This window comes from Actinomadura roseirufa, from assembly GCF_900659635.1.
Taxonomy (GTDB): Bacteria; Actinomycetota; Actinomycetes; order Streptosporangiales; family Streptosporangiaceae; genus Spirillospora; species Spirillospora roseirufa.
The window spans coordinates 1-7,773 of the sequence record NZ_CAACVB010000317.1; the positions used below are offsets into that span (position 1 = coordinate 1).

The 7,773-nt window shown below is 73.2% G+C and carries 8 protein-coding genes; 2 read left to right on the forward strand and 6 right to left on the reverse strand.

The genetic code is table 11. The features are described from left to right. Together E1291_RS36370 and E1291_RS36375 are read right to left on the reverse strand one after the other, a co-directional pair. Nucleotides 1-375: dienelactone hydrolase family protein (locus E1291_RS36370; RefSeq protein ID WP_370771095.1), on the reverse strand; the 375-nt coding region annotated here is incomplete at its 3' end. A gap of 46 nt (nucleotides 376-421) precedes the next feature. Then, nucleotides 422-1,330 (reverse strand): proteasome assembly chaperone family protein, encoded by a 909-nt coding sequence (locus E1291_RS36375; protein ID WP_207401130.1) that lies wholly within the window; start codon nucleotides 1,328-1,330, stop codon nucleotides 422-424. 276 nt (nucleotides 1,331-1,606) lie between these two features. Between E1291_RS36375 and E1291_RS36380 the strand changes: the two genes are divergently transcribed. Next, complete coding sequence (locus E1291_RS36380; RefSeq protein WP_131742596.1) at nucleotides 1,607-2,821, forward strand: saccharopine dehydrogenase family protein; 1,215 nt, start codon at nucleotides 1,607-1,609, stop codon at nucleotides 2,819-2,821. Nucleotides 2,822-2,921: 100 nt separating this feature from the next. On the opposite strand, the gene E1291_RS36385 is transcribed toward E1291_RS36380, so the two are convergent. The 4 genes from E1291_RS36385 to E1291_RS36400 all read right to left on the reverse strand — a co-directional run bounded on the left by E1291_RS36385 (nucleotide 2,922) and on the right by E1291_RS36400 (nucleotide 7,105). After that, nucleotides 2,922-4,274 (reverse strand): FAD-binding oxidoreductase, encoded by a 1,353-nt coding sequence (locus E1291_RS36385; protein ID WP_131742597.1) that lies wholly within the window; start codon nucleotides 4,272-4,274, stop codon nucleotides 2,922-2,924. Further along, nucleotides 4,271-5,095 (reverse strand): fumarylacetoacetate hydrolase family protein, encoded by an 825-nt coding sequence (locus E1291_RS36390; RefSeq protein WP_131742598.1) that lies wholly within the window; start codon nucleotides 5,093-5,095, stop codon nucleotides 4,271-4,273. Before E1291_RS36390 ends, E1291_RS36385 begins: the two co-directional genes overlap by 4 nt. A gap of 27 nt (nucleotides 5,096-5,122) precedes the next feature. Then, on the reverse strand, nucleotides 5,123-6,223 hold the full coding sequence (locus E1291_RS36395) for an endo alpha-1,4 polygalactosaminidase (protein WP_131742599.1): 1,101 nt from the start codon (nucleotides 6,221-6,223) through the stop codon (nucleotides 5,123-5,125). A 108-nt stretch (nucleotides 6,224-6,331) separates the two neighbouring features. Then, complete coding sequence (locus E1291_RS36400) at nucleotides 6,332-7,105, reverse strand: IclR family transcriptional regulator (protein WP_131742600.1); 774 nt, start codon at nucleotides 7,103-7,105, stop codon at nucleotides 6,332-6,334. Between the two features lie 74 nt (nucleotides 7,106-7,179). Between E1291_RS36400 and E1291_RS36405 the strand changes: the two genes are divergently transcribed. Beyond that, the coding region (locus tag E1291_RS36405) for an alcohol dehydrogenase catalytic domain-containing protein (protein ID WP_165495469.1) at nucleotides 7,180-7,773 on the forward strand (594 nt) is incomplete at its 3' end.

Here is a 7,773-nt window from a genome sequence, read left to right on the forward strand (position 1 = left end):
GGCCGCGGCGGCGGCCAGCGCGGCGGCGGCGCCGGTGCTGGCGCCGAACAGGCCGAGCGGCAGGCCCGCGGTGCGGGGGCCGTCCGGCAGCCCCTGCGACAGGCGGTCGACGGTGCCGATGAGGCGCATGGCCAGCAGCTCGATGTCGAAGCGGAGCGCGGCCGTCACCGCGTCGGCGCGGCCCTCGCCCTCGGTCAGCAGGTCGATGAGGAGGGTACCGACGCCCGCGGCGTTCAGCCCCCGCGCGACGGCGCGGTTGCGCGGGCTGAGCCGGGAGCTGCCGCTGCCGTGGGCGAACAGCACCACGCCGCTCGGACGCTCCGGCAGGGTGAGGTCGCCGGGCAGCGCGGCGTCGGGCAGCTCGATCGTGACCATGGGTCTCCCCCCGGTCCCTCGCCTACCCCGTGGCCGGGGGGATATGTCAGGCCGGCGGCTCGGGGCCGTCCTGCTCGGCGAGGAAGCGCTCGAACTGGGCGCCGAGCTCGTCGGCGGTCGGCATGTCCTGCGACTCGGCGAGCAGGTTCTCGCGCTCGGCGGCCCCCGCGAACGCGTCGTACTGCTGCTCCAGGGCCCGCACGACCTTCTCGACCTCGTCGTTGCCCTCGACCTGCTCGGCGATGTCGGCGTCGGTGCGGGCGGCGGCGTCGCGCAGCCGCCCGGTCGGCAGCACCAGGCCGGTGGCCGAGGCGATGGCCTCCAGCGCGGCGACGGCGGCGGCCGGGTAGGCGGACTGGGCGAGGTAGTGCGGGACGTGGACGGCGAGGCCGAGCGCGTCGTGGCCGGCCTCGCCGAGCCGCAGCTCGATCAGCCCGGCGACGCTGCCGGGGACCTGGACCTTGTCGAACCAGGAGTTCGGGGTGACCAGCTCCGGCCGCGTGGCGTGCGAGGTGATCCCGACCGGGCGGGTGTGCGGCACGCCCATCGGGATCCCGTGGAAACCGACGACCAGGCCGACGCCGAGCCGCTCCACCAGATGCCGGACGGAGGCGGTGAAGCCCTCCCAGAGCCGGTCGGGCTCAGGCCCAGACAGCAGCAGGAACGGGCTCCCCGCCTCGTCGTGGAGGAGCCGGACGACCAGCTCGGGGGCTTCGTAGGAGGCCCAGTGGTCACGATCGAAGGTCATGCTCGGCCGCCGGGCCCGGTAGTCGATCAGCGAGTCGGCGTCGAAGCGGGCGATGACGCGATGCTCCAGGGCCTCCAGGAGGTGTTCGCGGACGAGCTGCCCGGTGGATCCCGCGTCGACGAAGCCGTCGAGGCTGTGCAGCAGCACCGGGCCGGTCATGTCCGGCAGGTCGGTGTCGAGCTCGTACAGATCCTCAGGGTTCAGCAACTTCTCCCCCACATTGTCATGTCGATGGTGCCAACACTAAGACATCCGGAGGTGCATCCCCGGATCGGATGTGATCACCGTCGCAGTAAGGGCTCGACGAAGGCTCGGGGCGGCGGGATTCCCCGGGCACGGAACGGCGGAGGACAGAACGGCCGGGCATGGAACAGGCGGGCACGGAACGGACGCGCGAGCCCCGAGAGCGGCCCTGGGCGGGGCGGCTCGCCCGTGCCGCCGCCGGCGCGCCAGAATCGAGGCCCGCCACGCGAAAGGGGCCCCATGCCCGCCGCCCGCCCGCACGACCCCGCCCGTCCGTACGACACCGCCCGTCCGTACGACATCGTCCTGTTCGGCGCCACCGGCTTCACCGGCGCGCTGACCGCCGAGTATCTGGCCGAGCACGCCGACGCCGGGACGCGCTGGGCGCTGGCCGGGCGCAACCAGGCCAAGCTGGCGGCCGTCCGCGACCGGCTCTCGGCGCTCGACCCCGCGTGCGCGGACCTGCCTCTCCTGCACGCCGACACCGCCGACACCGCCTCCATCGAGGAGATCGCCCGGTCCGCGCGGGTCGTCATCACGACGGTCGGCCCCTACGTCAGGTACGGGGAGCCGCTCGTGGCGGCCTGCGCGCGCGCCGGAACCGACTACGTCGACCTGAGCGGCGAGCCCGCGTTCGTCGACCGGATGTATCTGAAGTACCACGAGGACGCGGTTCGCAGCGGGGCCCGGATCGTCCACGCCTGCGGCTTCGACTCGATCCCCCACGATCTCGGCGCGTACTTCACCGTCAAGCAGCTTCCGGAGGGCGTCCCCCTGCGTGTGGAGGGATTCGTGCGCGTGCAGGCGGACGCCTCGGGCGGCACCGTCCACTCGGTGGTGGGGGTCTTCGCCGACATGGCGGGCACGATGCGCGCCGAGCGGGAGCGCCGCCGCGCCGAGGCTGCCCCCGAAGGGCGGCGGGTCCGCGCCTCGCGGCGGGCGGCGCCGAGGACCCGCGTCGGGGACGGGTGGACGCTGCCGCTGCCGACCATCGACCCGCAGATCGTCGTGCGCTCGGCCGCCGCCCTCGACCGGTACGGCCCCGACTTCTCCTACGGGCACTACGTCGCGGTCAGGCGGCTGGCCGGCGCCGCCGGGCTGGCCGCGGGCTCGGGCGCGCTCGCCGTCCTGGCCCAGATCCCGCCGGCGCGGTCCCTGCTGCTGCGGCTCCGCGCGCCCGGCGAGGGTCCCTCGGCCGAGCGGCGCGCCCGCAGCTGGTTCAAGGTCACCTTCGCCGGGGAGGGCGGCGGCCGGCGGGTGGTCACCGAGGTCGCGGGCGGCGACCCCGGCTACACCGAGACGGCGCGGATGCTCGCCGAGTCGGCGCTGTGCCTCGCCCACGACGACCTTCCGGAGAGCGCGGGGCAGGTGACCACCGCCGCGGCGATGGGCGACGCGCTCATCGACCGGCTCGTGAGGGCCGGGATCACCTTCCGCGTCCTGCGGAAGGACTGAGCCGGGACGGGCATGCTGGGCCAGGTGGGGAGGGCCGCCCCCACCTGACCCAGGTCTCATCGGAAGAACCTCCGGTTCCGCCGCGGGCGGATCGCCCGGGTCAGATCGCCTTTCCGGGGTTGAGCAGCCCGGCCGGGTCGAGGGCCCGCTTGATGGTCAGCAGGACCTCGCGCGTGTCCGGTTCGAGCTCGCCGTCCAGCCAGGACCGTTTCAGGACCCCGACGCCGTGCTCGCCGGTCAGCGTGCCGCCCATCTCGATCGCGGCGGCGAACACCTCGTCGGCCGCGGCCTGGACCGGCGGAGGCGGCTCGTCCAGACCACGGTCGAAGACGAACAGCGGGTGCAGGTTCCCGTCCCCGGCGTGCGCGACGGTCAGGATGCGGACGCCGTGCCGGTCCGCGGCCCTCTCGACGCGCTCCATCATCTCCGGGAGCCGGGAGCGCGGCACGCACACGTCCTCGACGAGGCAGTGGCCGAGCCGCTCGGCGGCCGGGTAGGCCAGCCGCCGGACCTCCAGCAGCGCGTCCGCCTCCGCCGCGTCGGTGGAGGCCGCCGCGAACTCCGCGCCCGCGTCCTCGCACAGCCGGACGATCTCCTCCGCCGGGCACTCCGGCCCGTCGGTCTGCGCGATGACCACGGCGGCGGTGCCCGGCTCCAGGTCGATGCCGCGCCACTCGTCGATCGCGCGCAGCGCCGCCCGGTCCATCAGCTCGAGCAGGCTCGGCCGGAGCCCGGCGGCCACGACCGCAGCGGCGGCGGCCCCCGCCGCGGCGAGCGAGCCGAAGGTGGCGAGGACGGTCACCGGCGGCGTGGCGGGCGCCGGGCGGAGCCGGAGCGTCGCCGCGGTGATCACCCCGAGGGTGCCCTCCGACCCGACGAACAGGCCGGTCAGGTCGTAGCCCGTCACGCCCTTGACCGTCCGGCCGCCGGTGCGGATCACCCGGCCGTCGGCGAGCACGACCTCCAGCCCGAGGGCGGAGTCGCGGGTCACGCCGTACTTCACGCAGCGCAGCCCGCCCGCGTTGGTCGCCAGGTTCCCGCCGATGGTGGAGATCTCGTGACTGGACGGGTCGGGCGCGTACATCAGGCCGTGCTCGCGCGCCGCCCGGTCCAGGTCGGCGGTGATGACGCCGGGCTCCACCACGGCCAGCTGGTCGCGCGGCGCGATCTCGCGGATCGCGGTCATCTTCGCCAGTGACAGCACCAGGCACCCGTCGACCGCGGTGGCGCCGCCGGCCAGGCCGGTTCCGGCGCCGCGCGGGACGACGGGCACGCGGTGCTCGTGCGCCCACCGCATCGTGGTGACCACGTCGCCGGTGTCGCGGGCGAGGACGACCGCGAGCGGCTTGCCGGGCACCGCGTACGTCTGGTCGCGGGCGTAGGAGGCGACGACGTCGGGGTCGGTGACGACGCGTCCCGCCGGCAGCAGCGCCGCCAGGGACTCCGCGGTCACCCGGCGCACCGGTTGCGCAGCACGCCGAGGCCCTCGATCTCCGTCGTCACGACCTGCCCGGGACGCAGCCGGACGGGCGGCTTGCGGCTGTCGCCGATCCCCGAGGGCGTCCCGGTCAGGATCACGTCGCCCGGGTCGAGAGTCACGATGCCGCTGATGTAGGAGACGACCTCCTCCGGCGGGAACAGCATGTCGGACGTGCGGCCCCGCTGCATCAACTCGTCGTCCACGGAGCAGGTGACCTCCAGGTCGGCGGCGTCGTCCACCTCGTCGCCGGTGACCAGCACGGGCCCGAGCGGGGTCGTGGAATCGAACGTCTTGCCCTGGAGCCACTGCGTGGTGCGGCCCTGGAAGTCACGGGCGCTGATGTCGTTGGCGACGGTGTAACCGGCGATCGCGGCGCGACCGGCCGCCGCGTCCGCGGCGCGGACCGTCCGGCCCACGACGACGGCGAGCTCGGCCTCCCAGTCCATCGCCGTGGACGCGGCGGGCAGCTCGATCGCGTCGGCCGCGCCGATCAGCGAGCGCGCGAACTTGGCGAACAGGGTCGGGTGGTCGGGGGTGTCGAGGCCGGTCTCGGCGATGTGCAGCTTGTAGTTGAGCCCCACGCAGATGATCTTGCTGGGCCGCGGCACGACCGGGGCGAGGTCCAGCCCCTCCAGGGGGACGGGGGCTCCGGCCGCGGCCGCGGCCCGCTCCCGCCAGTCCGCGCCGGAGGCGAGCAGGCCTCCCACGTCGGACGCGTCCAGGGGGGTGACCTCGTCGCCGTCCAGGCGTCCGGCGCGGGTGCCGTCCTCGGTGCGGAAGGTAAGCAGTCGCATGCGTGCTCTCTCGATCGTCCCTCCGCGTCAGCGGCAGGGGGTGTAGGGCGTGTCGTGAAGGGCGTAGTCCTCGCCCTTCTTGATGGTGCTGAAGCGCCACGCGGACGAGGCGGCCGGGCGGCAGAAGCCCAGCGCGTGACCGGGGCCGCCGGAGGGCCGGTACTCGACGCCGAACACGGGCTTGCCGGCGCGGATGAACGCCTTCAGCACGTCGCACTCGTTGTTCTCCCAGCACTCCTCGTTGATCGCGAAGTCGAAGGAGGACACCAGCGCGGGAACCTGGCTGAGGTCGTTCTTCAGCCCCACGGCCAGGTTGTACTTGTGCGCGAGGGCGGCCAGCGCCTTGTTGTAGGTGAGCTGCGTCGCGGCGCTGATCTTCCAGCCGGTCACCTTCTCGCCGTCCTCGTAGGAGTTGACGACGTCGAACTCGACCCCGTCGAACCCGGCCTGGACGCACTTGCGGACCCGCGCCTCCTGCACCTTCAGGAGGTAGTCGCGCTGGCCGCGGTCGTTGTTGATGTTGGCGTAGTTCTCGTCCGGGAAGCCCGGGTAGGCCTTACCGATCAGGGACCGCCCGTGGGCGTTGTTCCACTTGACGAACTCCTGGTACTCGGGGCGGTCCTTCTCGACGGACCCGGCGTCCATGTAGCAGATCGCCTTCGCTCCCCGGGCGTGGATCGCCCGGACGGCGGCGGTGTTGAGGGTGCCGGTCGCTCCGGTGCCGGAGTAAAGGTCGATGTCGTACACCTCGGGGCGCACGCACGCGCCGCCCGTGAACGGCTTCGCGCAGACGCCGACGTTCACCCCGCCGGTCGCCGCGTACGCCTGCGTGGGGGACAGCTGGTACTGCCAGCGGCTTCCGACGACGGGCTTCCACCTCGCCTTGGTGGCCGAGGTTCCCGGTGCGGCCGCGCCCTTCGCCGGGCCCGCGCTCTTGCCGGCGGACGAGCCCGCGGTCTTGCCCGCGGACGAGTCCGACGACGAGGACGAGCCCGCGCGCGACGCCGAAGGCGAGCCCGAGGACACCCCCGAGGACGAGCGGGCGTCCGAGGAGCTCGAGCAGCCGGCCGCCAGAGTGGTTCCGGCGAGCACGAACGCCGCTCCGAGCACGGACCCGACCTTCAACATCCGCAGCCTTCCGTCATACGGAATCCCGTTCCGTAGAATAGACAACCAAGAGACCGTGTTCCCTGTCAACTTTGACCGGTTCTGCTCCACTTGCCCCCCTCGCCCTCCCTAGGACAGAGAGGGCTGGTCCAGTTCGTCGGCTATGACAGTGCGGAGCCTAGCGGCCACCTCCATCAGCCGTCCCCTAGGAAAACGATCTTTCGGCGCGGTGACGCTGATTCCCGCCGCGGGGGTGGTGCGGCCGAAGAACACCGGCACCGCCGCGCAGCGCACGCCCTCCTCGTTCTCCTCCTGGTCAAGGGCGAATCCCTGCTCCCTGATCTGGGCCATCTCCTCGGCCAGCCGGGCCGGCGAGGTGATCGTGTGCCGGGTGACCGGACGCAGTTCGTGTGCCGAGGCCCACAGCCGGATCGCCTCGTCCGTCGGGTACGTCCAGGCGAGCAGGGCCTTGCCGACCCCCGTGCAGTGCGCGGGGTTCCGGCCGCCGATCACCGAGGTCATGGTGATCGGGTGGATGGCCTCGACCTTGTCCACGTAGACGATCTCGCCGCCCTCCAGGACGGCCATGTGGGTGGTCTCGTTCAGCTCCTCGCGCAGCCGCAGCAGCACCGGGTGGACCAGCGCGCGCAGGTCGATCCGGTCGTAGAACCGGAACGCCGCCGCGAGCAGCTCGGTGCCGAGGAAGTACGGGCCGTTGGGCTCCGGCTGGGCGGCGAAGCCCCGGTGCCGCAACGCCCCGAGCAGCCGGTGCAGGGAACTGCGCGGGATGCCGGAACGGACCGCGAGGTCCTCCAGCGTGACGCCCCGGCCGCTCTCGGAGAGCAGCTGGATGATGCGCAGCGCCCGGTCGACGCTGCCGACCGGCGACTCGTTCTTGGCCATGCACACCTCTTTCTAAGTTTCCGCTATACGGAATGCTAGCCCACGATACGGATGCCTGCTACATTCGCCGCGTGATGAAGGCACTCGTTTTCACCGCACCGAGTGTGGTGGAACTGCAGGACATCGATGAACCGTCCGTGAAATCCGATGAGATCCTCGTCGAGGTGGCCGCCGCGGGCATCTGCGGCAGCGAGCTGCACGGCGTCCGCACGCCGGGCTTCCGCACCCCTCCCCTCGTGATGGGTCACGAGTTCGCCGGGACGACCCCCGACGGCCGCCGGGTCGCGGTGAACCCCATTCTGTCCTGTGGCCGCTGCGACCTGTGCGCCCGGGGCCGGGGCCAGCTGTGCCGGGAGCGCGCGCTGATCGGCGTGCACCGGCCCGGCGGGTTCGCCGAGCGGGTCGCGGTGCCGGCCTCCGCCGTGCACGCCCTGCCGCCGGGCATGTCGTGGACGGCCGCGGGACTGATCGAGCCGATCGCGTACACGGTCCACACCTGGAACGTTGCACAGGTCCCCGAGGGGGCCCGTGTCGGGGTGATCGGCTGCGGCACGATCGGGCTGCTGTGCGTGCAGCTCGCCCGCCGCCGCGGCGCCGCGACGGTGGCCGCGGCCGACGTCTCCGAGCGGCGCGCCGGCATCGCGGCGCGGCTCGGCGCCGACGACACC